The organism is Variovorax rhizosphaerae (assembly GCF_037889975.1).
GTDB lineage: Bacteria > Pseudomonadota > Gammaproteobacteria > Burkholderiales > Burkholderiaceae_C > Variovorax > Variovorax rhizosphaerae.
Genome location: NZ_JBBKZT010000019.1, coordinates 91,724 through 113,867, shown reverse-complemented (window position 1 = coordinate 113,867; position 22,144 = coordinate 91,724). Strand labels below are relative to the sequence as shown.

Annotated in this window: 19 protein-coding genes; 9 read left to right on the top strand and 10 right to left on the bottom strand. The window is 66.8% G+C overall.

Going from position 1 to position 22,144, the window contains the following annotated elements; all coding sequences use genetic code 11:
• Positions 1-100 precede the first annotated feature (100 nt).
• From WKW82_RS31050 to WKW82_RS31025, 6 genes are all read right to left on the bottom strand, one after another.
• Positions 101-658: an ABC transporter ATP-binding protein gene (locus WKW82_RS31050; protein WP_340346621.1), complete on the bottom strand. Its 558-nt coding sequence runs from the start codon at positions 656-658 to the stop codon at positions 101-103.
• Between the two features lie 62 nt (positions 659-720).
• A complete protein-coding gene (locus WKW82_RS31045; RefSeq protein ID WP_340346620.1) occupies positions 721-1,920 on the bottom strand; it encodes a hybrid sensor histidine kinase/response regulator in 1,200 nt (399 codons plus the stop codon).
• Positions 1,910-2,494, bottom strand: a complete 585-nt coding sequence (locus WKW82_RS31040; protein ID WP_340346619.1) for a chemotaxis protein CheB — start codon at positions 2,492-2,494, stop codon at positions 1,910-1,912. The genes WKW82_RS31045 and WKW82_RS31040 overlap by 11 nt, the downstream gene beginning before the upstream one ends.
• A gap of 52 nt (positions 2,495-2,546) precedes the next feature.
• Entirely contained in the window at positions 2,547-3,329 is a 783-nt protein-coding gene (locus tag WKW82_RS31035; protein ID WP_340346672.1) for a CheR family methyltransferase, read from the bottom strand.
• A 65-nt stretch (positions 3,330-3,394) separates the two neighbouring features.
• On the bottom strand, positions 3,395-6,883 hold the full coding sequence (locus WKW82_RS31030) for a response regulator (protein WP_340346618.1): 3,489 nt from the start codon (positions 6,881-6,883) through the stop codon (positions 3,395-3,397).
• Between the two features lie 718 nt (positions 6,884-7,601).
• Positions 7,602-8,519, bottom strand: a complete 918-nt coding sequence (locus WKW82_RS31025; RefSeq protein WP_340346617.1) for an alpha/beta fold hydrolase — start codon at positions 8,517-8,519, stop codon at positions 7,602-7,604.
• Between the two features lie 99 nt (positions 8,520-8,618).
• Between WKW82_RS31025 and WKW82_RS31020 the strand changes: the two genes are divergently transcribed.
• The 7 genes from WKW82_RS31020 to WKW82_RS30990 all read left to right on the top strand — a co-directional run bounded on the left by WKW82_RS31020 (position 8,619) and on the right by WKW82_RS30990 (position 15,383).
• Positions 8,619-9,944, top strand: a complete 1,326-nt coding sequence (locus WKW82_RS31020) for an ABC transporter substrate-binding protein (RefSeq protein WP_340346616.1) — start codon at positions 8,619-8,621, stop codon at positions 9,942-9,944.
• A gap of 62 nt (positions 9,945-10,006) precedes the next feature.
• Positions 10,007-11,656, top strand: coding sequence for an ABC transporter permease (locus tag WKW82_RS31015; RefSeq protein ID WP_340346671.1), 1,650 nt, complete (start codon positions 10,007-10,009; stop codon positions 11,654-11,656).
• Positions 11,653-12,744, top strand: coding sequence for an ABC transporter ATP-binding protein (locus WKW82_RS31010; protein WP_340346615.1), 1,092 nt, complete (start codon positions 11,653-11,655; stop codon positions 12,742-12,744). Before WKW82_RS31015 ends, WKW82_RS31010 begins: the two co-directional genes overlap by 4 nt.
• A gap of 51 nt (positions 12,745-12,795) precedes the next feature.
• On the top strand, positions 12,796-13,857 hold the full coding sequence (locus WKW82_RS31005) for an aldo/keto reductase (protein WP_340346670.1): 1,062 nt from the start codon (positions 12,796-12,798) through the stop codon (positions 13,855-13,857).
• 7 nt (positions 13,858-13,864) lie between these two features.
• On the top strand, positions 13,865-14,356 hold the full coding sequence (locus tag WKW82_RS31000; RefSeq protein WP_340346614.1) for an aminoacyl-tRNA deacylase: 492 nt from the start codon (positions 13,865-13,867) through the stop codon (positions 14,354-14,356).
• 28 nt (positions 14,357-14,384) lie between these two features.
• The gene (plsY, locus tag WKW82_RS30995) at positions 14,385-15,023 is read left to right on the top strand and encodes a glycerol-3-phosphate 1-O-acyltransferase PlsY (RefSeq protein WP_340346613.1); all 639 of its coding nucleotides are present in this window, start codon (positions 14,385-14,387) and stop codon (positions 15,021-15,023) included.
• A 6-nt stretch (positions 15,024-15,029) separates the two neighbouring features.
• A complete protein-coding gene (locus WKW82_RS30990; RefSeq protein ID WP_340346612.1) occupies positions 15,030-15,383 on the top strand; it encodes a RidA family protein in 354 nt (117 codons plus the stop codon).
• Between the two features lie 74 nt (positions 15,384-15,457).
• Here WKW82_RS30990 and WKW82_RS30985 read toward each other — a convergent pair whose 3' ends face one another.
• The 4 genes from WKW82_RS30985 to WKW82_RS30970 form a co-directional block, all read right to left on the bottom strand.
• On the bottom strand, positions 15,458-16,603 hold the full coding sequence (locus tag WKW82_RS30985; RefSeq protein WP_340346611.1) for a DUF917 domain-containing protein: 1,146 nt from the start codon (positions 16,601-16,603) through the stop codon (positions 15,458-15,460).
• 9 nt (positions 16,604-16,612) lie between these two features.
• Positions 16,613-17,587, bottom strand: a complete 975-nt coding sequence (locus tag WKW82_RS30980; RefSeq protein ID WP_340346610.1) for a Bug family tripartite tricarboxylate transporter substrate binding protein — start codon at positions 17,585-17,587, stop codon at positions 16,613-16,615.
• Between the two features lie 863 nt (positions 17,588-18,450).
• Entirely contained in the window at positions 18,451-19,089 is a 639-nt protein-coding gene (locus WKW82_RS30975; protein ID WP_340346609.1) for a retropepsin-like aspartic protease family protein, read from the bottom strand.
• 2 nt (positions 19,090-19,091) lie between these two features.
• Positions 19,092-19,577, bottom strand: coding sequence for a YajQ family cyclic di-GMP-binding protein (locus tag WKW82_RS30970; RefSeq protein ID WP_340346608.1), 486 nt, complete (start codon positions 19,575-19,577; stop codon positions 19,092-19,094).
• A gap of 51 nt (positions 19,578-19,628) precedes the next feature.
• On the opposite strand from WKW82_RS30970, the gene murB reads away from it, so the two are divergent.
• A complete protein-coding gene (gene murB / locus WKW82_RS30965) occupies positions 19,629-20,681 on the top strand; it encodes a UDP-N-acetylmuramate dehydrogenase (RefSeq protein ID WP_340346607.1) in 1,053 nt (350 codons plus the stop codon).
• A gap of 40 nt (positions 20,682-20,721) precedes the next feature.
• Complete coding sequence (locus WKW82_RS30960; protein ID WP_340346669.1) at positions 20,722-22,134, top strand: YdgA family protein; 1,413 nt, start codon at positions 20,722-20,724, stop codon at positions 22,132-22,134.
• Positions 22,135-22,144: the final 10 nt, after the last annotated feature.

Genomic DNA, 22,144 nt, shown 5'->3' with positions numbered 1-22,144 from the left:
GGAACCGCATTTGCCGGGCCGATGGGTGCGCGGCCTGGAGGCGCAGAGGGCCGCGGCTCCAGGCTTGCCAGCGCAGGCTCGGACGGCCCCCGCAAGAGGGTCAGAATCTCCGGTTGTAGATGAAGCTCAGGCCCGCGGTGCCAAGGGCCGCCAACTCGAGTCCGTCATGGGGCGTGAGCCGCCAGCCGACCGCCGGAATGATTGCCGGTGACCAGCCGTTGTGGTTGAAGGGCACCTTGTCCTCGTACTTGCCCTTGTAGCCGTAGAGGATGCCGACGGAGAGCTTTGCATAAAGCCGGGGCTGGCCGAGCACGCCCTCCCAGATGTGGCCGTAATAACCGTAGGCGCTCGGCTGGCCGAAGGAGTTGCTGAATGCGACCAGGCCCCAGATCGTGCCATCCGCCTGCAAGCGAGAAAGTCCGACCAGCCAGACGTTCTTGTGTTCCGGGTCGTTGCTCCAGTGCAGGGTGTAGGGCGAGATGGCGATTTCCCACTTTGCGCCGTCCTTGAGCGTCGGAAAGGCCGCGGCTGCGGTTGGCTCAGCGGCGGGAGCCTCCGCAGGAGCCGCAGAGGAAGCACCTTGTGCCCATGCGGCAGGCCCGGCGAGGCCGCCAAGGATCAGCGCAATTTCTCCCAGTCTTCTCGATTTGGTGTGCATGGGCAGTCATGTTTTTCAAAACCGGAGATTGTGAGTCAATGTGAACTGGCGCTTCTGCGGGTCTACCCACCCGGCGAAACCCGCGGCAGCACCACGGTAAAGCAAGCGCCGTGGCCGGGCGCACTGTCGACCAGGATCCTGCCGCCATGGGCCTGCACGATCTGCTGCGCGATGTAGAGGCCCAGGCCCAGGCCCGGCGCCTGCTTGCGGCTCGATTCGGTGCGTTCGAACTGGCCGAAGATGCGCTCCTGGTCGGCCGGTGCAATGCCGATGCCGTTGTCGCGCACCGCGATGTGCGCGTCTTCTTCGAACTGCCTCACCGTCACGGCGATCGGCTTGCCTGCGCCATAGCGCATGGCATTGGTCAGCAGGTTGGTCAGCACTTGCTCGATGCGGAACTCGTCCCATGCGCCTTCGACCGGGGCGGGCGCTGCCAGCGTGATGCTGCAGCCCGCCGCCTCCGCCTGTTGCGCCAGGCTTTCGACGACCCGCCTTGCCAATGCGGCAGCGTCGACGGGCCTGGGCTGCATCGACAGGCTGCCGCTGCGCAGCCGCGACACATCGAGCATGTCGTCGATGAGCCGCACCATGTTCTGGATCTGGCGCTGGTCGCGCTCGATCATGGCCGGCAGGCGCTCGACCTGGAAGGGCGCACTGTTGCCGCGCGAGAGGTGCAGCTTGCGCACCTGCGTCTCCAGGTAGAGCGTGTTGAGCGGCGTGCGCAATTCGTGCGACACCATCGACATGAAGTCGTCGCGCATGCGCACGGCGCGCTCCAGCTCGCATTGCGCTGACTGCAGTTGCTTCACCAGTTGCTCGGTCTGCCGGTGCGAGGCGGCCAGCGCATCCATCTCGCGCCGCAGCGCCTTGCGATGGCGGTACAGGTCGACGAAGACGCTGACCTTGCTCTGCACCACATGGCCGTCGAGCGGCTTCTGCAGGAAGTCGACCGCACCGCTCTCATAACCCTTGAAGGCGTAGTTGAGCTCGCTGCCGGCGGCGCTGACGAAGATGATCGGGATGTGCCGCGTGCGCTCGGTGCCGCGCATCAGCTCGGCCAACTCGAAGCCGTTCATGCCGGGCATCTGCACGTCGAGGATGGCGAGCGCGAACTCGTGCTCCAGCATCAGAGCCAATGCGGCATCGGCCGACGTGGCCTGGAACACCGTGCGCCCCTCGCCTCGGACCAGGGCGTCGAGCGCCAGCAGGTTCTCGGGCAAGTCGTCGACGAGCAACAGCTTGCTTTCGTGTTCAAGAGGCATGGGCGGGATCCAGTTTCAGCAGCAGGTCGCGCAGTTGGCGCAGGGGAAGCACGTGGTCGGGCCGATGCCGCGCAAGCGCGGCTCGGGGCATGGTGGGGACTTGGGCCTCGTCGGGGTCCTGCACGGCGGTGAAGCCACCGGCGCGGTGAATCAGCGCGAGGCCGTCGGCGCCGTCTTCGTTGGCGCCGGTCAGGACGAGGCCCGCGAGTGCAGGGCCGTAGGCATCGGCGGCCGAAGCCATCAGCACGTCGATGGAAGGACGCGACCAGTGCAGCGGCGGCTCGCAACTCAGCGAGAAGCAGCGCTCGCGCTCGATGGAGAGGTGGTAGCCCGGCGTCGCGAAGTAGAGCGTGCCGGGCGCAACGGGCGCCTTGTCGCGGGCCTCGCGGACGTCGATGGGCATGCGCGGGCGGAACACCTCGGGCAGGCGGCTTTCGTGGGCCTCGGGCAGATGCAGCACGGCCACCAGCGGAATGCGCCAGCCGGCGGGCAGGTCGGCCAGCAGCACCATCAGCGCATCGACGCCGCCGGCCGAGGCACCGATCACGATGGCTTCAAACGTGCGGCCATTCATGAAGCCACCTCCTCGCTTTGCGCTGCGGTGTTTGCGGACGTCAAGGCGCGGTTCATTGCGCCTTCCTGTAGATCCGCTCGAGCGGCGAGAGCGCGCTGAAGCGGTCGGCATACGCGGAGAAATCGATGCTCTCCTTGCTGCCGAGGCCGAGGAAGCCGCGATGGCACAGCGATTCGTGGAACAGGCCCAGCGCGCGGTCCTGCAGCTGCCGGTTGAAATAGATGAGCACGTTGCGGCAGGACACCAGCTGCGTCTCCGCGAACACGCTGTCGGTGGCCAGGCTGTGGTCGGCAAAGATCACGTTGGCACGCAGGCTCGGGTCGAAGCGGGCCGCGTCGTATGCCGCGGTGTAGTAGTCGGAGAAGGCGCGCTGGCCTCCGGCGCGCTGGTAGTTGGCGGTGAAGCCGCGCACCGCGTCGAGCGGAAAGATGCCCTGGCGCGCCTTGTCAAGCGAGGTGGGGTTGATGTCGGTCGCGTAGATCAGCGCGCGTTCCAGCAGGCCTTCCTCGCGCAGCAGGATGGCCAGCGAATAGACCTCTTCGCCGGTGCTGCAGCCGGCCACCCAGACCTTGATCGACGGGTAGGTCTGCAGGACCGGCACCACCTGCCGGCGCAGCGCCAGGAAGTAGGCCGGGTCGCGGAACATCTCGCTGACCGGGATGGTGAGGTACTGCAGCAACTGCGCGAACAGGGCGGGGTCGCGCAGCACCTTCTCCTGCAGCGCGGAGATGGTCGGCAGGTCGAGCTGGTCCAACGCATACAGCACGCGGCGCTTCTGCGAGGCGCCGGTGTAGTTGCGGAAGTCGTGGTTGTACTTGAGGTAGATCGCCTCCATCAACAACCGCAATTCGATGGCGGTGTTGTCGGGCGGCTGCGCCTTCGAGGACGCCGCTGGCTGGGTCACAGGCGCTCCATCTTCGGCATCCACACGCGCAAGAGCGAGAACAGGCGGTCCAGGTCGACCGGCTTGGCCAGGTAGTCGCTGGCGCCCGCGGCGATGCATTGCTCCTGGTCGTCCTTCATCGCCTTGGCGGTGACGGCGATGACGGGCAGCTTCTGGAAGCGCGGGTCGCGGCGCAGGCGGCGCGTGGCTTCGAGGCCGTCCATCTCCGGCATCATCACGTCCATCAGCACCAGGTCGATGTCGGGCACGCGGTCGAGCTTGTCGAGCGCTTCCACGCCGTTGCGGCCGATCTCGACCACGGCGCCGCGCTGTTCCAGCGCACTGGTCAGCGCGAAGATGTTGCGCACGTCGTCGTCCACCAGCAGGATGCGGCGGCCTTCGAAGACGCGGTCGCGTCCGCGTGCGGTCTTCAGCATGGTCTGGCGCTCGCTCGACAGCTTCGATTCCACCTTGTGCAGGAACAGCGTCACCTCGTCGAGCAGGCGCTCCGGCGAGCGCGCGCCCTTGATGATGATCGAGCGTGAGTAGCGCAGCAGCTGCGCCTCCTCATCGCGCGTGAGGTTGCGGCCGGTGTAGACGATGACCGGCGGAAAGGAGACGATCTCTTCCGAGGCCATGCGCTGCAGCAGCTCGCTGCCTTGCAGGTCGGGCAGCTTGAGGTCGGTGATCATGCAGTCGAACACGCGCTGGCGCAGCAGGGCCAGGGCTTCCTCGCCTGTGGCTACCGCCGTGATCGCCACGTCGTCATCGGCGATGAGCCGGATCACGCTGTCGCGCTGCAGGTCGTCGTCTTCCACCACCAGCACCTGCTTGACCTTCTGGGCCAGCTTTTCCTCGAGCTTGCGGAACACGTCGCGCAACTGGTCGCGCGTGGTCGGCTTGAGCGCATAGCCAATCGCGCCCATGTGCAGCGCGGCCTCGGCCTGGTCGTGCGCCGAGACCACATGCACTGGGATGTGCCGCGTGCGCGGATCGTCCTTGAGGTGCTGCAAGACTTGCAGGCCGGGGCTGTCGGGCAGGCGCATGTCGAGCAGGATCGCGTCGGGGACGAATTGCGTGGCCAGTTCGAAGCCGTCGACCGCGCCATGCGCGACCAGGCATCGATAGCCCAGTTCGTGGGCCAGGTCGTAGAGGATGTGCGCGAACTGCGGCTCGTCCTCGATGACGAGCACGCGGCGCGAGGGGTCGGGCGGCAGTTCGCGGTCGTCGGTGAATTGGGGAATCTCGGGCGCCGGCACGGTGGGCGAGGACACCGGCTTGGCAATGGGCATCTGGACTGCACGGAATGGCGCGGCCCGCGAGGGCGGCGCGTCGGCCTTGCGACCGGAGCTTTCCAGCGGCTTGGCAACGTCGGCCGGCAGTTCCAGCGTGAAGGTGCTGCCTTCGCCGGGCACGCTCTGGACGCTCAACGTGCCACCGAGCAGTCGCGTAAGGTCGCGCGAGATCGACAGGCCCAGGCCGGTGCCGCCATAGCGCCGGCTGGTGGTGCCGTCGGCCTGGCGGAAGGCCTCGAAGATCACCTCCTGCTGGTCCGGCGCGATGCCGATGCCCGAATCGCTCACGGCAAAACGCACGCCGCCATCGGCGCCCGGCAACACCTGCAGCCGCACGGCCCCGCGGTCGGTGAACTTGACGGCGTTCGACATCAGGTTCTTCAGGATCTGCTCGACGCGCTGACGGTCGCTGACGAAGCCGGCGGGCGCGTCAGGTGCGACGTCGAGCTTGAAGTCCAGGTGCTTGTTCTGCGCCAGCGGCGTGAAGGTCATCGTCAGGGCCTGGGCCAGGCTCGCGAGCGTGATGCGTTCCGGCACCACATCGAGCTTGCCGGCCTCGACCTTGGCGATGTCGAGGATGTCGTTGATGAGCACCAGCAGGTCGTTGCCCGACGAGTAGATTGACTCGGCGAACTTCACCTGTTCCACCGACAGGTTGCCTTGCGGGTTGTCGCCGAGCAGCTTGGCCAGGATCAGCGCGCTGTTGAGCGGCGTGCGCAACTCGTGCGACATGTTGGCCAGGAACTCGGACTTGTAGCGGCTGGCGCGTTGCAGTTCCTCGGCGCGGTCTTCCAGGTCCAGTTGCACGCGCTTGAGCGCGGCATTGCGCTGGTCGAGTGCCTCGGTGCGTTCCGAGAGCTGGCTGTTGGTCTGCTCCAGTTCGGCCTGCTGGTTCTCCAGCGTGGCCTGCGACTGGCGCAGCACGCGAGATTGCTCCTCCAGTTCCTCGTTGGCGGTGCGCAGTTCTTCCTGCTGCACCTGCAACTCCTCGTTGAGTTGCTGCGTCTCGGCCAGCGCGTCCTGCAATTGCTCGCGGTAGCGGGCTGCGGCGACGGCGCTGCCGATGTTGCCGGCCACAGCATCGAGCAGCGACGAGGCGCGCTCATTGGGCCGATGCATCAGGCCCAGTTCGAGCACGCCGTTGACCTGGCCTTCGTTCGTCACGGGCAGCAGCAGTGCGGCGCGCGGCGCGGTCTCGCCGAGGCCGGTGTTGACCTTCAGGTAGTCCGCGGGCACGGGCTCGACGAGCATCGTCCGCTTCTCCGTCGCGGCCTGGCCGAGCAGGGATTGCGTGGGCGCGAACACCTGCGGGATGGCCTCAGCCTCGGCGGAAAAACCGTAGCTCGCGGCGCGGCGCAGTTGCCCATGCGACTCGCGCACGTACAAGGCTCCGATGCTGCTGCCCAGGTGCCTTCCGAAGAAGGCCAGCGCCTTGCGCCCCAGTTCCTGTGCGCTGAGCTGGCCGACCAACTCGGCCGCGAGTTCGCTCTGCGCGCTGCGCAGCCAGGCCTGCTGGTTCAGCACGTCGGCGTGCGCGGATTGCTCGGCCAGCGCCGCCTCGTAGCTGCCCGACAGTTGCGTGAGCTGGCGGCGACCGAAGTAGGCCAGCGCGCCGGTCAGCAACAGGCTGAAGAGCACGTACGAGCCCACCACCAGCATGCTGGTGTTGTTGGCGGCGTTGTTGCGCTGGAAGCGCAGGGTTTGTTCGGTGTCGAGGAAGCCCGCGTACTCGTCTCGCATGATTTCGCTGAGGGCCCGGCCGCGTCCGGCCACGACGGCCTTGCGGTAGTCCTCGTCCTGGCGCCGTGCGGCAATCAGCTCGCCGGCATAGGTGAGCCAGCTCTTCTGCGCGGCCAGGATCCGGTCGATGCGCTGCACCTGCTGCTGGTTGTCGCCGACCATCGCGCGCAGGGCGGACAGCCTGCCTTCGATGCGTGACTGGGCGGCCTCGTAGGGTTCCAGGAAGCGCGCATCGCCGCTGATCAGGAAGCCGCGCATGCTGGATTCCATGTCGACCGACAGGCGCTGCGCTTCGGTGGCGCTGCGCGTGGTCTGGTCGGTGTGCTCGACCCAGGCGATCACCGACAGCAGATAGAAGATCAGCCCCGCGAAAATCACTGCCCCCACGAGGCCCGCGATCAGCGGCAACTTGACGTTGCGGCTGAGCACGCGCTGGAAGGCTTGGTTGTCGATCGGGGTCTGGCGATTCATGGACGGGACAGGTTGAGCAAAACCGGTTGAGTCTGCCCGAGCGTGCCCGCTCGCCTTGTGGGAGAAGGCCGCGCATTGCGGACCGTGTCTGGAAGGAAAAACCCGACTTCCTCGGCAAGCCGACGCGGGGAAGCTCGATCAGCTGCTGGAGGTCGGCGACGAGCAGCAATTGGGGGCGATACGTCGTTTGGATTGCACTCGTTGGTGAGAGCGCCCGGTACGCGGTACGGGCCGGTCGACCCTACTGCGGCGGCCCCTTCGGGGCTCCCTTGCGGTGCTCGCTTTTGCCGGGGTCCACATGAACTCGCCTGCGGCTCAAACAGCATGTGGCCCTGATCCGGCAAAAGCTGCGCTCCTCAGCGCCGCAGAAGGGATCGACCAGCCCGCACCGCATACCGGGCTTGGGGGACGATCGAACGCATCGTCCTTCGGGGAAGCTGTTGCCCTCACCACGGCCCTCTCCCGGGGGGAGAGGGAGGAATACAACGATCGTGTCCACGGCGGTGGGTGGTGTGCGGTGCGCGTCGGGCGCCGCCTCTGTGCCGCCGAAGCGCGCAGCGTTTGGCGGATCAGGGCCACATGCTGTTTGAGCGAAGCGAGTTCATGTGGACCCCGCCGAACGCGAGCACTGCAGGGGAGCCGCGAAGCGGCCGGCACAGTGAAGGCGACCGGCGCGTACCGCACGCCGCCCATCGCCGCGCCCCCGGCCACTGAACCGTCAGCCGCCCAGGAACTCGTCGATCAGCGACGCCACCCGCTCCGGCTGGTCGTGATGCAGCATGTGCCCTGCGTCCGCCACCATCGCCACGCGCGCATCGGGCACGGACTTGAGCCGCTCGTGGTAGTCGTTAAGCGTGTAGCGGTCCTTCCACCAGCCGCCCAGGCTGTTGCCATCGGCAATCACCGCGAGCACCGGCGCGGTGATACGGCGGTACATCGCCAGCACTTCATCGAGCCGGTAGTTCTGCGCGCTCGTAATCTTGTGGCCCGGGTCGCCGCGGATCTGCCACTGAGGGCGCCCGTCCTGCGTGGTGGTCTCGCGTGCCCATTGGCTTGCGAGCCAGTTCGCCTTGTCGGGCGTGAGGCGCGGATTGGTCTTCATGAGCCGCCGCGCCACGCCGGAGAGTGCGTTGTAGGGATGGAGATCCAACTCTCCGCGGTGCACGCGCTTGATCTCGTCCATCCACTTGCCGTAGCGCGCGGGCGCATCGTCGGCCTGCGCGGCCGGCATGCCGAAGCCCTCCAGGTTGACGACGCGGCGCACGCGCTGCGGCCGCACCCCGGCGTACTGCATGAGCACGTTGCCGCCCATGCTGTGACCGACGATGTCGACCGCGGTCTCGCCCGCATAGTGGTCGAGCAGCCAGTCGAGATCGGCCATGTAGTCGGCGATCCAGTAGTTGTCGATGCCCGGCGCCTCGGTAAGGCCGAAGCCGCGCCAGTCGGGCGCGATCACATGGCGCTCCCTGTCGAAGGCATCGACGACGAACTGATACGACGCGGCCACGTCCATCCAGCCATGCAGCAGCACCAACGGGGCTTGTCCCGGCTTGGGCTCACCCCAATGCAACACGTGATATTGAAGGCCGCGCACGGGGACGAACTCACTGCGGGCAGGACGACGAGGCTGGTACATGCGGCCGATCATAAGCAGCGCCCAAGGGATAAGCCGGAGCCGCGCGCGACACGGCGACGCTAGAGTGACACCCGTCCCATCCGTCACCTGGAGTCACGCATGCAACGCACCCCGATCCTTCACCTGCTCGCCGCCAGCCTGCTGCTGTGCTGGGGCGCGGCACAGGCCGGCACGGTGACCGTGGTCACGTCCTTCCCCAAGGAGCTCACCGACGCCTACAAGAAGGGCTTCGAGGCGGCCAACGCGGGCATCAAGCTCGAAGTGCTGAACAAGAACACGACGGCCGCCATCGCCTACATCAAGGAACTCTCGCCGGGCCAGCGGCCGGACGTCATGTGGGCCTCGGCGCCCGACGCCTTCGAGGTGCTGGCGCGCGACAAGCTGCTGACCGCCGCGCCCGAGGTCAAGAACCCGCATGTGCCGGCCAAGATCGGCAACTACCCCATCAACGACCCGCAGGGCCTCTACTACGGCCAGGCGCTGGCCGGCTACGGGATGATGTGGAACACGCGCTACTTGCAGGCCAACAAGCTGCCGGCCCCCAAGGAGTGGAGCGACCTGGCCCGGCCCGAATATTTCGGCCACGTCGCGATCTCGTCGCCCTCGCGTTCGGGCACCACGCACCTGACCGTGGAGACGATGCTGCAAGGCGAGGGCTGGGACAAGGGCTGGACGCAACTGCTCGAGATCATGGGCAACTGCGCCGCCATCACGGACCGCAGCTTCGGCGTGCCCGACGGCGTGAACAGCGGGCAATACGGCATCGGCATGGTGATCGACTTCTTCGGCCTCGCGGGCAAGTACTCCGGCTTCCCGGTCGAGTTCGCGTACCCGAGCGTGACGGCCGTGGTGCCCGCCAACATCGGCCTGGTGACGGGCGGCAAGAACGCGGACGAGGCGAAGAAATTCATCGCGTACACCTTGTCGAAGGAAGGGCAGCAACTGTTGTTCGACCCGAAGATCAGCCGCCTGCCGGTGCTCCCCTACGCCGACCTCAAGGTGCCGGCCGGCTACCCCGATGTGCAGGCCGTCGCCAAGCGGGCCAAGGTGCAGTTCGATTCCGACCTGTCCGAGTCGCGCTACCAGGTGGTGGTGAGCCTGTTCGACCAGATGGTGACCTTCAGGCTCAAGGAACTGCAGGCCGCGACCAAGGCGATCCACGACGCCGAGCAGAAGCTCAAGGCCAAGCCCAATCCGCAGGCGGCCGACTTGCTCAAGCAGGCGCGCGGCTTTGCCTATTCACCGCTGGTCGGGCAGGACAACGTGAAGAACGAACAGTTCCTCGAGCTGTTTCGCAAGAACCGTCGTGACGTGGCGGTGTCGAAGCAGCTCACCGGCCAGGAAGAGCTCTGGGCCTCGAAGGCCAAGGCCAACTACGCCAAGGCCACCGAACTGGCCAACGAGGCAGTGGCGCTGGCCCGGTGAGCGCAGCCGTCGCGGCGGCGCCGCGTTCCCGCAAGGCGGGTGCGGGGTGGGGCGCGTGGGCGGTGGCCGCGGCCATCGCGGCTTTCCTCGTCCTGTTCCTGCTGATCCCGGTCGGGCTGGTGATCTACACCGCCTTCGTCGATGAAACAGGCGGCCTCACGCTCGGCCATTTCGGCACCTTCTTCGGCCAGAGCGTGTTTCGCGAGTCCTTCTTCAACAGCCTCGCGGTCTCCCTGGCCAGCGTGTTCTTCGCATCGTTGATCGCGGTGCCGCTGGCCTATCTCACGGTGCGCTTCGAGTTCCGCGGCGCGTTGCTGATCCAGACGCTGGGCGTGTTGCCGCTGGTGATGCCGCCCTTCGTGGGCGCGGTGGCGCTGCAACTGATCTTCGGGCGCAACGGCTCGGTCAACCTGCTGCTGGATGACTGGCTGGGCTTCAAGGTTCCGATCATGGACGGCCTGGTCGGCGTGACCTTCGTCGAGAGCATCCATTACTTTCCGTTCATCCTGCTCAACCTCGTCGTGGCAATGCGCAACATCGATGCCGCGATGGAGGAGTCGGCACTGAACCTCGGCGCCCGCGGCTTCCGGCTGTTCCGCCGCATCATCTTTCCGCTGGCGATGCCGGGCTACCTGGCCGGTGCGGCGCTGGTGTTCGTGAAGGTGTTCGACGACCTCGGCACGCCGCTGGTGATGGGCGTGACCAACATGCTGGCGCCGCAGGCTTACCTGCGCATCACCTCGGTCGGCATCGACGATCCTCTGGGCTACGTGACCAGCGTGCTGATGATCGGCTTCTCGATCCTCGCGCTGTGGATGGCCGGGCGCGTGACCCGCAACAGGGACTACGCGACGCTGCAGAAGGGCGGCGGCTCCCTGCAGCGGCGGCGGCTCGCGGGATGGGAGCGGGTGCTGGCCTACGGCTGGATCGCGGCGGTGCTGTTCGTCGTGCTGGCGCCGCACCTCGGCATCCTGCTGATGTCCTTTGCCAAGGTGTGGAGCTTCTCGGTGCTGCCCGATGCCTACACCCTCGACCACTATGCCAACGTGCTCGAGAACTCGCGCCAGATGATCGGCAACACGATGCTCTACTGCCTGCTGGCCGCGGGGCTCGACGTGGTGATCGGCACGGCCATCGCGTGGCTGATCCTGCGCACGACCTTGCCGGCGCGGCGCTGGCTCGACCACCTGGCCTCGATGGCGCTGGCCATTCCGGGCCTGGTGCTGGCCATCGGCTACCTGCGGCTGTTCAAGGGCGTGAACCTGCCGTTCTCCGATGCGCCGGTGGTCACGAGCTGGGTGCTGATCATGCTGGCCTATGCGGTGCGGCGCCTGCCCTATGCGCTGCGCGCCTGCATGGCCGCGCTGCAGCAGGTGCACATCTCGCTCGAAGAGGCGGCGCAGGGCCTCGGCGCGACGCGCTGGCGCATGGTGCGCCGGGTGATGGTGCCCCTCATGGCGGGCGGCATGCTGGCGGGCTTCGTCACGAGCTTCATCACGGCGGCGGTGGAACTGTCGGCGACCATCGTGCTGAGCTCGTCGGAGAGCCAGGCGCCGATGAGCTACGGCATCTATCTCTACATGCAGAGCGTGTCGGGCCGTGGGCCGGGCGCGGCGTTGGCCGTGCTGGCGGTGGTGGTGGTCGCGCTCGGCACCTGGGCCTCGCATCGCTTTGCCCAACGCACGCAATCGCCCCGGAGGGCCGCGACATGAACAAGGTCTCGCTCGAAGCGCGACACATCAGCCTGAGCTACGGCACGACCGAGGTGCTGCGCGACATCAACCTGAAGATCGAGCCCGGCGAGTTCTTCGCGCTGCTGGGGCCGTCGGGGTCGGGCAAGTCGACCCTGCTGCGCCTGATCGCGGGTTTCAGCCAGCACCAGCGCGGCGAGTTGCTGGTCGATGGGCAGGACATCACACGCATACCGCCGCATGCGCGCAACATCGGCATGGTGTTCCAGAGCTATGCGCTGTGGCCGCACATGACGGTGTGGGACAACGTGGCCTTCGGGCTGGTGGAGCGGCGCGAGAGCCGCGACGCGATCCGGCGCAAGGTCGGCGCGGCGCTGGAGCTTGTCGGGCTCGGCGAGTACGGCAAGCGCCGGCCCGGGCAACTCTCCGGCGGCCAGCAGCAACGCGTGGCGCTGGCCCGCACCATCGTCATCGAGCCCCGGCTGCTGCTGCTCGACGAGCCGCTCTCCAACCTCGACAAGAACCTGCGCGTGCAGATGCGCGACGAACTGAAGCACCTGCAGCGCAAGCTCGGCCTCACGACGATCTTCGTCACGCACGACCAGGAGGAGGCCATGACCACGGCCGACCGCATGGCCGTGCTGGACAAGGGCGTGCTGCAGCAGACCGGGCCGGCGACGAGCCTGTTCGACTTTCCGGTGAATCGCTTCGTGGCCGGCTTCGTTGGCACGGCCAACCTGCTGGCTGGTCGCATCACCGGGCAGGAGGGCGGCGTGCTGCGCTTCGATGCGGAGGGCATCGGCGAGTTGCGGCTTCCGTGGCACGACGGCGTACCGCCCGCGGAAGGGCCGGCGGCGATGGCATTCCGGCCGCACCAGGTGCACCTTAGGGCGGCCGATGCATCCGCTCTCGACAGCGCCCGCGTGTGGTTGTCTGGCGTCGTCGAAAGCACCGAGTTCCTCGGCGAGGTGTCGCGATACAAGCTGCGTGTCGGCCAGGCCTTGGTGGTGGCGGACCAGCTGCACTATGCCGGCGAACCCGTGCTGGCGCCGGGTGCCGCCGTGCAATGCGGCATCGACCCGCGACAGGTCAGGTTTCTGGCGGCCTGAACGCGCGACTGCGATGGCGGCGGTAGCATCCCGCGCATGCAAAAAACCGAACTGCGAAAAGTCCCCCTCGGCCAGAGCGGCCTCCACGTCACGCCGATCTGCCTCGGCACGATGACCTTCGGCGAGCAGGTCGATGAAGCGACCTCGCACCAGATCCTGAACCGCTCGCTGGCGCGCGGCGTCGACTTCATCGACACGGCCGAGATCTATGCCGTGCCGACGCGCAAGGAAACCTGCGGCGCCACCGAAACCATCATCGGCAACTGGTTCGCCGCCAACCCCGGCGTGCGCCAAAAGGTGACGCTGGCCACCAAGGTCGCCGGCCCGTCGCGCGGCATGCCGTGGGTGCGCGAAGGCAAGGGCATGACGCCGGTCGACATCGTGGCCTCCTGCGATGCGAGCCTGAAGCGCCTGAAGACCGACGTGATCGACCTCTACCAGATCCACTGGCCGGAGCGCCATGTGCCGCAGTTCGGCAACATCTACTACGACCCGGCCAAGGAAACTTCGACGACGCCCATCCGCGAACAACTCGAAGCGCTGGCGGGCCTCGTCAAGGCCGGCAAGGTGCGCCACATCGGCCTGTCCAACGAAACGCCCTGGGGCGTGCACGAGTTCGTGCGCCTGGCCGAACAACACGGCCTGCCGCGTGTGGCGTCGGTGCAGAACGCCTTCAACCTGGTCAATCGCGCGCACGAGAACGGCATGGACGAGGCGATGCACCGGCTCGATGTGTCGCTGCTGGCCTACTCCCCGCTGGCCTTCGGACTGCTCACCGGCAAGTACGACCAGGGCGGTATCGACGGCCCGGATGCGCCAAAGGGTGCGCGCATCTCCAGCTTCGAATCCGTGCGCAAGCAACGCTGGGGCCGGCCCGATGCGTTGAAGGCCGCGCGTCGCTACAACCAACTGGCCCGCGACCATGGCCTGACGCCGACGCGCATGGCGCTCGCGTACTGCTACACCAAGTGGCATGTGACGAGCACCATCATCGGCGTGACCACCGTGGCGCAACTCGACGAGGACATCGACGCCTTCGGCACCACGCTGCCTCCGGAAGTGCTGGCCGAGATCGACAAGATCCGCTGGGAGATTCGCGACCCCGCGATGTGACCGGCCGATGGCGAAGAAGGCACACGTCAGCGAAACCCCCGCCACGCAACTGTTGCGTGCGAACAAGATCGCCTTCACCGAGCACCCCTACGAGTACCTGGAGCACGGCGGCGCCCAGCACAGCGCCGCCGTCCTCGGTTTCGACCCCTTCACCGTCGTCAAGACGCTGGTCATGCAGGACCAGGACGCTAAGCCGCTGCTGGTGCTGATGCACGGCAACCGCACCGTGTCGACCAAGAACCTGGCGCGGCAGATCGGCGCCAAGTCGGTCGAGCCCTGCAAGCCCGAGGTCGCCAACCGGCACAGCGGCTACCTGGTCGGCGGCACCTCGCCCTTCGGCACGAAGCGGGCCATGCCGGTGTACATCGAGTCGACCATCCTCGACTTGCCGAGGATCGCCATCAACGGCGGCCGGCGCGGCTACCTGGTCGGCATCGATCCGCAGGTGTGCGTCAGCCTGCTGGGCGCGAAGCCGGTGCAGTGCGCGCTGGCAGAATGAGCGACCTTTTTCCCGGTCGGAGCCCACGTTGAATTTTCATTGGCCGTCTGTCGTCGCCATCATTGCTTCCTACCTGCTCGGCTCGCTGTCCTTCGCGGTGATCGTGAGCAAGGCCATGGGCATGGCCGATCCGCGCAGCTATGGCAGCGGCAACCCCGGCGCAACCAACGTGCTGCGCTCGGGCAACAAGGCCGCGGCCCTGGCCACCTTGCTGCTCGACGCCATCAAGGGCTGGCTGCCGGTGTTCCTGATCCAGCACTACGGCGCGGCCTGGGGCATGGACATGGGCATCGCCGCGCTGGCCGGCCTGGCCGCGTTCCTCGGCCATCTGTACCCGGTGTTCTTCGGCTTCCAGGGCGGCAAGGGCGTGGCGACGGCGGCCGGCGTGCTGCTCGGGCTCGACTGGCTGCTGGGGCTGGCGACCGGCGGCACCTGGCTCATCGTGGCGCTGTTCTTCCGCTATTCGTCGCTGGCCTCCCTGGCGGCTGCGCTGTTCGCGCCGGCCTACTACCTCCTCGGCGGCGGCATCGTCTGGAAGCTCGACGCCACGGCATTCGTCGCGATGGTCGGGATGAGCCTGCTGCTCGCCTGGCGCCATCGTGAAAACATCCAGCGGCTTCTGGCCGGCACGGAGTCGAAGCTCGGCTCCAAGAAAAAGAAGGAATGACAGACCATGGCTGAACTCCAGCGTTTCCACGTCGGCCTGCGCCTCAGCGAAACGGCCGTTCACAACGGCACCGTCTACCTCGCCGGCCAGGTGCCCGACGACACCAACGCCGACATGCGCGGCCAGACGCAACAGGTGCTCGGCATGATCGACCGCCTGCTGGCCGAGGCCGGCAGCGACAAGTCGCGCATGCTGATGGTTCAGATCTTCCTGCCCGACATTTCCGACATCACGGTGATGAACGAGGTGTGGGACGCCTGGGTCGCGCCCGGCCACACGCCGCCGCGCGCCACGGTGCAGGCCAAGTTGGCCAACCCGGGCTACAAGATCGAGGTGGTCGTCACGGCCGCGCAGCGGTAGGTTCTTCGTCCTCGCACACAGATGTGCGGGCGCGCGCGTCGGGGTTCAGGGGCACGCGCGTGGGACGCGAGCCCTCATGGCGTCGAGAGTGGCATGTAGGGAATGTCGAACCCGTAGTGCCGCGGGCCGAGCACTTCCACCGCTTGCGGCGTCCGGCAACTCGGTTCGGCCGTGATGCCGAGCACCGCGATGGGCACACCGTCCGGCAAGGTGGTGTTGGTCCATGTCTCCCCAGTCTCGGCATGCAGCAGGCAAATGAGATCCGGCGCTGTCGCGACGGGCACGTCATTCCGCCAGGCAACGTGGTTTTCGTTCTTGAACCAGATGCGCATCACGCTGCCGGAATCTTCACCCGTCCCCTCGAGCTCCGTCGTGCCCACCATGAAGCCACCTTGGTCTTCCCAGGACTTGCGCGTGACTCTGCCGCGGAACAACACCTGCCCTCCCAGGGTTCGCGCTGCCGCCTCGGCCGGGTCGCCTCCTTCTTGCGCTGCCTGGCGGATGTCGCGGCCGACCCTCAGCGCGCGGGAGAGCGTGCCGGGGACGATGTGCTTCGCAAGTTCTCCGCAGGTCATGGAAAAGGCCGCGCGGGCGCACTGGGCCATCGGGTCGGCCAGCTTCGTCGCCTGGCTCAGCAGCTTCCCGATCCGCTCGAGTTGAGTGGCCGAAGCCACCTCGCTGACCACCGCCACCGTGCCCCACGGATCGGCAAAGCAAGCCGGCACGGCAGTGCACCCGGCACGGACCAGGCTGATCTGAGTCATCTCCGGGACCGCGCGGCCGCAGCAGTCCCCGTCCACCATGGCGAGGCCTAGCGTGGCCGCGACGGCAAGGGGCACCGCGCCTTTCGACCCGCCCAACTCGGTCGCGAAGATCACCGAGATGGGCGCCCCCCGCGCTTCCTCCATTGCACGCAGCGCACGGTGCATCGGAGGCTCGGGAAGTGGTCCGAGCAGGTAGCCCTGCGCGATGCGTTCCTCGGCACTGAGCGCACGTCCCGGCGCTATCGAGCCGACACCTGTCAGTGCGCAGGCGGCCGCGTCGGGTGGAAGCCGGTCTATCGGCGTCCAGGCGAGCTTCCCACCGCGATCGAGCGCCTCCAGAAGCGCTGCCTTCCCCTTCAACGGGTTGCCACCACCACCCGTCCCGAGCAGAACAAGGCCAGCGATGAAGGCGTCGATATCGGCCTCGTCCTCCAGTCGGTCAGACTTTGTTCCCATGATCTGACCTCACTCACCCTTGATGCCGTTTTCCCGGACCAGGCGGGCCCATTTCGTCCGCTCCTCGGTGAGAAAGGCGGCAAATGCCTCGGGCGTGCCGCCGGCGGGCACGGCTCCGTTTTCCAGCAACCAATCGCGGATCGCGGGCTGGCTGAGCGCTTCGTTGAAAGCGGCATTGAGGCGGCGCAACGCGGCCTCAGGCAGGCCTCGTGGAGCGACAACGCCCTGCCAGACCGGCATGGCGGGCGCACCGAATTCCGTCATGCTTGGCACATCGGGTAGCAAGGGCGAGCGCGTGGCGGTGGTGACGGCGACCGCCCGCATCTTCCCTTCCCGCACCATCGAGATCACGTTCCCGGCGAGGCTGTCCACTTGCAGCCGGATGTTGCCAGCGAGCAGGTCCAGTTGCGCCGGGGCGGAGCCGCGATAGGCGACGGGCTCCATCGTCGCACCGAGCGCACGTGCGAAGACGAGGCCGGCGATGTGGTTCGAGGTGCCATTGCCCGGCATGCCGAAGGGCTCGTTCGGGTGGGCGCGCAGCCAGTCGCGAAAGGCCGGCATCGGGCTTGCCGGGACGGAGGGGTTGACGAGCAGTATGTTCGACTGGTTCACCAGGCGGATCACCGGCGTGAAGTCCTTGGCCGCGTCGTAGGGCATGCGCATGTTCGGCAGCGCCGGATTCACCGCGAGCGGCCCATTCGCGCCGATGCCGATGACATGGCCGTCCGGCGCCGCGCGAGCCACTGCAGTCATGCCGATATTGCCGCCTGCGCCTGGCCGGTTCTCGACGATGCAGGGCTGACCGAGAGACTTGCCCAGCGCCTCGGCGAGGCGGCGGGCCAGCGCATCGGTGGAGCCGCCTGCAGCGAAGGTCACGATCAGGCTGATCGGCCGGGTCGGGCTCCAGCTACTCTGGGCGTGCGGGTAAGTGGGTAGAAGTAGCAGCGGCGCGGCGAGCGCGGCGCGCCGGGTAAGTCCTGTCACGGGCGAGTTCCTTTCGGGCGGGGTTTGGGAGTGGGTACGGCCCGAGAGCCGAACGGCATGCGAGGCTGGACGCTACGTCGACACGGTGCGACGTGATCGTGAGGATGGGGTCGACCCGGTGCAAGCGCGCGCGGGTGGAAGTCACCGCGCCAGGCAGCAGGATCGCAATGGGCGGAAAGCGCCCCGTTGGCTGGGATATTCATGCGGTTGTTTTGCCTGGGCATGTACGTTGTGGCCCAAGCAGTTCCATAATTTAGAACTTAGTTGCACATTATTGTATTTGCCCCGGATGGGCGCGGTCAAGGTTCGGGGCACGAACAGCCAGAAGCGGTTGGCTGCGCCTTCGCACTTGGCAACGCGATGGACGTGCTTGAAACTGGTGCTGGACTGCGGCGTGACATCACGGGGCAGACGTGGCAGACGTGGCAGACGTGGCAGACGTTGCAGACGTGGCAGCCGAGCTGGCTGGGCCAAGAGTTCTTTGTCGCGCCCAGAGCATGACGTCCGGGTACGGCTTTCTCGAACGCGATCCCATCACCCGCGCCTACAGGCCGGCGGGCTGATCATGGAAGCGTCCTCCCACTTTCGGGCCGCTCGCAACGCTTCTTCACTGCTGGAAGACGAGGTCGAACTCCTGGCCGCGGAAACTTGGCTACGCCAGCTACGTCAGAGTGCTGGACGGGGCGGAGTCGATGGTGCGTAAGAGCGCACCGGCAGGAGCTCGCCTGCGCCTATGCCCGCAGGTGCTGCGCCCGAGCCCGCGCGATCGAGCACGCTGCCATTGCCAGGCAAAAGCGCTTGCCTGCGAAATCGGCCCCGCATGGCGACTGCCGTGCAATCGGGGATTCTCGTGGCTGTTAGCGTTAGAACCGCTTCTCCAGCACCATCTGGTCCGCATCCCGTCGCATCGAGAAGTGGTTGATGAAGCTGTTGCCCAGCAGCACATAAGGCATCGGCTGCGGCGACACCACCGCGTCGATGTCGTACACCTCGACATCGCCCACCCGCACCGACCCCAGCTTCACTCGGTACCCCTGGATCACGCCGTTGGCCGTGTTCATCTGCACGGGCGTGCCCTTCTGGAAGTCGAGCCCGATGCGCACCGCGTCGGCCGAGGAGAGGGACACGCTGGTGGCTCCCGTGTCGAGCATGAAGCTGACCGGGCGCCCGTTGATCGTGCCGCCGCTCATGAAGTGGCCGCGGCTGTCGCCGGTCAACACGATGCGTTTGCCGTCCGGCTTGCCGCCGGAAGAGCCCACGCTCACCGGCGTGTCCATGCGCAGCGCGAGCCGCTTGCCGCCCATCTCGACTTGCGCCTGGTCCGACTGCACCGACACGACGCGCACGCCCTGCCAGGTCTCGCCCACCGCCACCGTCTTCGGCGCGCCGCCGTTGACGATGAGGATGGCGCGGCTGCCGATGGTGCCCGTGAGCATCACTGAATCCGCATGCGCCAGCAGGCTGGCCGAGAGCAGGGCGGCGGCAACGAGGGCGTGCCGCAAGATCAATCCCGGAAGTTGTTGAAGCTCAGCGGCATCTCGGGCAGATCCTTCTTGATCAGCGCCATCGCCGCCTGCAGGTCGTCGCGCTTGGCGCCGGTCACGCGCACCGCATCGCCCTGGATGGCGGCCTGCACCTTGAGCTTGCTGTCCTTGATCAGGCGCTGGATCTTCTTCGACTGCTCGCTCTCGATGCCGCTCTTGACCTTGATGACCAGCTTGACCTTGTCGCCGCCGATCTTCTGCACGTCGCCCTTGTCGAGGAAGCGCACATCCACGCTGCGCTTGGTGAGCTTGTTGCGCAGGATGTCCTCCACCTGCACGAGCTGGAAGTCGGCATCGCCGATCAGGGTGATGTCCTTGTCCTTGAGTTCGATCGCGGCGGAGGTGCCCTTGAAGTCGAAGCGGGTGCCGATTTCCTTGGCCGTGTTCTCCACGGCATTCTTGACTTCGGGGAGATTGGGTTCGCAGACGGTATCGAATGAGGGCATGTCATGCCTCCTGTAAGGCGAATGGCGCAGGGTGAATGCGACAATTCTCCCATGATCGTTGAGCACAATGTCCCGCTGCAGCCCTACAACAGCTTCGGCATCGTGGCGCGCGCGCAGCACCTGGCGCGCATCGCCTCGGAGGCTGATGTGCTGGCGCTGCTGGCCGACGCCGACTGGCGCGACGCGCCCAAGTTCGTGCTCGGCGGCGGCAGCAACATCGTGCTGACCGGTGACGTCAAGCCGCTGGTGCTGAAGGTCGAGATCAAGGGACTGCGCCTGGTCGAGGAAACACCGCGCGCCTGGATCGTCGAGGCCGGCGCCGGGGAAACCTGGCACGACACGGTCGAGTGGACGGTGGACAACGGATTCCCGGGCCTGGAGAACCTGGCGCTGATCCCCGGCACCGTTGGCGGCTCGCCGGTGCAGAACATCGGCGCCTACGGGGTCGAATTGCAGGATCGCTTCGAATCGCTCGACGCCATCGCGCTGGACACCGGGCGCCCTTTCACGCTCGATGCCGCGCAATGCGCCTTCGGCTACCGCGATTCCGTCTTCAAGCATGTCGCGAGCGGCGCCAACAGCTTTGGCCTCGCGGGCCGGGCGCTGATCACGCGGGTGCGATTCCGCCTGCCCAAGCCCTGGAAGGCCGTCATGGGCTACCTCGACCTGGAGCGCAAGATGGCCGAAACCGGCAACTTCACGCCCAATGCGCGCGAGGTGTTCGACTGGGTCTGCGCCATCCGCCGCGCCAAATTGCCCGACTGGCGACAACTTGGCAACGCGGGCAGCTTCTTCAAGAACCCGACCGTCACGGCCGAACAGTGCGCCGACATCATCGCCCGCGACCCGAAGATCGTGCATTACCCGATGGCCGACGGCAGCATCAAGCTGGCAGCCGGCTGGCTCATCGATGCCTGCGGATGGAAGGGCAAATCGGTCGGCAATGCGGGCGTCTACGAGAAGCAGGCGCTGGTGCTGGTCAACCGCGGCGGCCGGACGCATCCGGTCACCGGCGGCGAAGTGATGACGCTGGCCAAGGCCATCCAGACCAGCGTCTACGAGCGATTCGGCATCCTGCTCGAGCCCGAGCCGGTGGTCGTGTAGCCAAGAACTAGAAGTCAACAACAGGGAGTGTGAATTGAAGATGAAAGCACTGGCGGCCATTGCGGTCGTCGTGGTGGGCGGGTACCTGGGCGCGACCGCCGTCACCGGCAACAAGATCGCAGCCGCCTACGAGACGCGTGCCGAAAAGCTGGAGAAGCAGTTTCCGTTTCTGCATGTGGTGGACCGGCAAACCGAAAAGGGTATGTTCTCCTCGACCTACGGCGGCAAGCTTCGCATCGGCTGCGCGCCGGCCGCGGGGGAGGCCGACAAGCCCGGCAAGACGCTGGACATCGGCTTCCGCGACCATGTGCGCACCGGCCCGTTGCCGGGCTTCAGCACGGTCGGCGCGGCGGTGATCGAATCTGAAGTGATCCTGCCGGACGAGGTGCCCGAGGGCGTGCGCAAGTACCTCGCCGGCATGAAGCCGCAAGACATCCGCACGGTGATCAGCTACGGCGGTGACTACGACACCAAGGTGCGCTTGCCAGGTGGCAACCAGGATCTGCCGCAGGGCAAGCTCACCTGGTCCGATGTTCACCTGAGTGCCACCGGCAACCTGGACGGCGGCGCCTTCACCTTCGACGGTACCCTGCCCGAATTCGTCTATGCCGGCTCAGAAAAGGACGGCAAGTCCACGCTGAACATCAAGCTCGCAAAGTTGCGCTGGCACGGTACCTCGCTGCCGGCCGACAGCGTCTGGCTGCGCCCCGGCACCAGCACCGTGGACATCGAGCGGGTGGAAGTCCTCGCCAGCGCCGGCGACAAGCCGGTCTTCGCTCAGATCGGCAAGTTCAAGTACCTGACGGAAGTGAAGGCGGACAAGGACTTGCTCGATGGCAAGGCCGCCATCACCGCGGATGCAACGCTGCGTGTGGGCGAGGACGCCAAGCCGATCCAGCTCGACAACTTCGAGTTCCAGGAGTCGGTGAAGCACCTGCACGGCCCGACCCTGCAAAAGGCCATGGAAACGTCGATGGCGCAGCTGTCGTCGACTTGCGACGGTGTCAAGCCGTCGGAAGAGGACGCCGCCGCGCTGGGTCTCGAGATGATGCGGACGCTCGCGCAACTGTTGCCACACACGCCCGAGGTGTCGATCAACAAGCTCGCCGTGACCTACGAGGGCCAGCGCGGCGAGTTGTCCTTCTCGGCCAGCGCGCCGGGCCTGACGGCCGAGGACGTCAAGGACCCGATGTCGATCCAGACCAAGCTGCAGACCCACATGCTGATGAAGGCCAATGCCAAGCTGCCCGTGGCCTGGGTCCAGTTGCTCGGCGAGCGCGGCGGCGATCCCGCCGGCGCGCCGCAACGCGGGGCGCAGGCCCACTCGCTGGTCGAACTGGCCGTGGGCAAGGGTTTTGCCGTGCGCGAGGGTGATTTCCTGACAAGCGCCGCCGTCCTGGAGAAAGGCGCGTTGCTGGTCAACGGCAAGCCAATGATGGGCGGGGGCAAGTGACACGAGGATG

Bases quoted from the DNA above. Each gene is read 5' to 3' on its own strand.
- WKW82_RS31050 (WP_340346621.1), bottom strand. From the start codon at position 658: ATGCACACCAAATCGAGAAGACTGGGAGAAATTGCGCTGATCCTTGGC.
- WKW82_RS31045 (WP_340346620.1), bottom strand. From the start codon at position 1,920: ATGCCTCTTGAACACGAAAGCAAGCTGTTGCTCGTCGACGACTTGCCC.
- WKW82_RS31040 (WP_340346619.1), bottom strand. From the start codon at position 2,494: ATGAATGGCCGCACGTTTGAAGCCATCGTGATCGGTGCCTCGGCCGGC.
- WKW82_RS31035 (WP_340346672.1), bottom strand. From the start codon at position 3,329: ATGGAGGCGATCTACCTCAAGTACAACCACGACTTCCGCAACTACACC.
- WKW82_RS31030 (WP_340346618.1), bottom strand. From the start codon at position 6,883: ATGAATCGCCAGACCCCGATCGACAACCAAGCCTTCCAGCGCGTGCTC.
- WKW82_RS31025 (WP_340346617.1), bottom strand. From the start codon at position 8,519: ATGTACCAGCCTCGTCGTCCTGCCCGCAGTGAGTTCGTCCCCGTGCGC.
- WKW82_RS31020 (WP_340346616.1), top strand. From the start codon at position 8,619: ATGCAACGCACCCCGATCCTTCACCTGCTCGCCGCCAGCCTGCTGCTG.
- WKW82_RS31010 (WP_340346615.1), top strand. From the start codon at position 11,653: ATGAACAAGGTCTCGCTCGAAGCGCGACACATCAGCCTGAGCTACGGC.
- WKW82_RS31000 (WP_340346614.1), top strand. From the start codon at position 13,865: ATGGCGAAGAAGGCACACGTCAGCGAAACCCCCGCCACGCAACTGTTG.
- WKW82_RS30990 (WP_340346612.1), top strand. From the start codon at position 15,030: ATGGCTGAACTCCAGCGTTTCCACGTCGGCCTGCGCCTCAGCGAAACG.
- WKW82_RS30985 (WP_340346611.1), bottom strand. From the start codon at position 16,603: ATGGGAACAAAGTCTGACCGACTGGAGGACGAGGCCGATATCGACGCC.
- WKW82_RS30970 (WP_340346608.1), bottom strand. From the start codon at position 19,577: ATGCCCTCATTCGATACCGTCTGCGAACCCAATCTCCCCGAAGTCAAG.
- murB (WP_340346607.1), top strand. From the start codon at position 19,629: ATGATCGTTGAGCACAATGTCCCGCTGCAGCCCTACAACAGCTTCGGC.
- WKW82_RS30960 (WP_340346669.1), top strand. From the start codon at position 20,722: ATGAAAGCACTGGCGGCCATTGCGGTCGTCGTGGTGGGCGGGTACCTG.